The sequence below is a fragment of the Cupriavidus sp. UYPR2.512 genome, assembly GCF_000379565.1.
In the GTDB taxonomy this organism is placed as follows: Bacteria; Pseudomonadota; Gammaproteobacteria; order Burkholderiales; family Burkholderiaceae; genus Cupriavidus.
On sequence record NZ_KB903084.1, the window covers coordinates 1 to 1,528 of the forward strand.

Here is a 1,528-nt window from a genome sequence, read left to right on the forward strand (position 1 = left end):
CGGATGGGGTGCACGTCCATGCGGCGGGCCCGCCAATTTCTGACGGATCGTTGCCCCGCGAACGGCAATAGACATAAGGGGGGCTATGTCAAAAACCGTAAGAGGGGAGCGCCTTTGTTGCTGCATCAGCTGCTAAAGTCGCACAAATGTAGGGAACCGGAACTGGCTGGGCTGCCGTATTTTCCGCAGAAAGCCGGTCGGTTCCGGTTCACCATACCGCTGGCGAAAGCACGAGTGGGTCAAGAAACCGGTGAGCGGCCGTCAATACGAGGCAACTCCATTCCTTGGCTGCGCTATGCGTTACACTCCAATCCGAGACCAGCGCCTCGCTATCCTTGCCCGCGACCGCGACGCCTGGCGGGCTCAAGCGGAACGACGTTTTGACGTGGAAGGTCTCATTCAGATGCGTCCCGGATGTCGCTACTTGTGATCTAAGGTTTGTGGCCGACGGGATCCGGGAGTGGTTCGATAGTTTCGAGGACGGCATTCCGGACATGGCGGATGGCGTCGCAAAGGCGATAGAAAGCCGGCACGGGCCCCGCAGCATCAACGGAGGACGTCCCGTCCGCGCCCAACTGGCCCGCACGGTGCCGGCAAGCGAAAGATAGCTGGACGGCGAGAACGTCAGTGCCTTGGAAAGTAATTGCAGGTGTCGATTCGCTACCACCTTAGAGCGACAAGCTGCTACAAATCGTCCGCTCCAATGCATCGGCAGCTTGCGAGTTCTTCAACCGACAGGCACTTGTGCCAGTCGCGATGATGATGGTCCGCAGACTTGGTCCGACGCAGGCGCAGCGGATCCGCGCAAGCGATTTATGCAGGGCAAGGCTTCATGCCGAAGGTCTTAACCCCACAGCTCTTCCAGGTTGACGTCATCGCTGCTTGGGCGATGCTCTTTGAGGAGAGGATCAATCTTCAGGATCATGGGTAGGTCAAACGCTGTGCCAGTGACAACACAGCAGCCTTTGGCAAGGGTAGGTATCAGAGCCTTGGAGGACGAGTCAAGGGTGCTGATGGTGTTGTCCAGCAGCATGAGGTCGCGCTCATTGACTAGGCGATGGATAAAGAAGTTGTGGATCTGGGAAACAATAGTTGGCGAGATGTCCGCGGGTCGCTGACTGGAGAGGGTGAGGTAGACCCCGTACTTTCTGCCTTCCTTGATGATCTCCTCAAACAGTTCCAGCCGATAGTCCTTCCAGATTTCATGCTCGCGAGTGGATTGCTCAGACAGGATATTGTGAGCTTCGTCGATGATGAGATGAAGTGTGCGAGTGGGCGGGCTCTTCAAATTTTCCGAGTCTTTGTGGTTGATGTAGAAATTCTTGGCAATTAGAAGAGGTAGGATCTTCTTGATTTCGTTCTTGCACTTCTTGAGCGAGATGACATGCAAGAGGTTCGGGGGCGGAGGAACATTCACAATCTCCAGCACATTGCGGCGTTGTTGCATAAATCGAGATTGAAAACAGGGGCTCCTCGGTGACGCTGAACTCAGGCGATACGGACGGATTGCGGGCGAGCGAGCGCGACC

At 56.2% G+C, this 1,528-nt stretch carries 1 protein-coding gene; it reads right to left on the reverse strand.

Features of this window, described 5'->3' with window-relative positions; genetic code table 11:
* Positions 1–844 precede the first annotated feature (844 nt).
* Positions 845–1,528: ATP-binding protein (locus A3A5_RS0121685; protein ID WP_232431429.1), on the reverse strand; the 684-nt coding region annotated here is incomplete at its 5' end.